General features: G+C 56.3%; 1 protein-coding gene. It reads right to left on the bottom strand.

Annotation, left to right across the window (positions count from 1 at the left end):
- A partial coding sequence (locus ACXAH6_RS20360) for an Ig-like domain-containing protein (protein WP_474879822.1) occupies nt 1-664 on the bottom strand: 664 nt, incomplete at both ends.

Raw genomic sequence — 664 nt, 5'->3', positions numbered from 1 at the left:
GATAACAGGCGCCGTGGTGTCAATAACACCGGAGGTAGAGGTCGTTGCTGTATTGCCAGCATCATCCGTACCAGAGGCTGTCACGGTATAGCCACCTTCGGCTAATGCTGTAGGCACATTGACCGAGAAGCTACCGTCGCTTTGTACGGTGGCCGTGAGGGTTTGGGTATCGCCATTGTTATCCACCACGGTGAGGGTGATGGTATCGCCGGTATCGAGGTCGGTATTGCCTGACAGCGTAGGCGTTGTGTCGTTACCCGTACCGGGTGCATTAAGGGTTAACACCGGCGCACTGGTATTCAAATCACCAGAGGTCGAGGCGGTACTGTTGTTGCCTGCCGCATCGGTAGCGGAAGCAGACACCGTGTAGCTGCCTTCGGCGAGCGGGGCTGGTACATCGGCACTGAACGCGCCGTCAGCTTGTACGGTGGCGGTGAAGGTTTGGCTATCGCCATTGGCATCAACGACGGTCAAGGTCACGGTACTGCCTGTAGGCAAATCCACGTGACCTGACAATGTTGGCGTGGTGTCATTGCCAGTACCAGGTGCATCTAGGGTTAATACTGGCGCAGTGGTATCGACTTCAGCCGATTGACTGGTGGTACTGGTATTGCCTGCATCATCCACGGCGGTGAGGGTAACGGTGTAGTCACCTTCAGCCAGA

The sequence above is a fragment of the Alteromonas sp. ABE4_545 genome, from assembly GCF_056161325.1.
The sequence above is the reverse complement of the archived record's forward strand: the minus strand, read 5'-3'. Positions and strand labels throughout refer to the sequence as shown.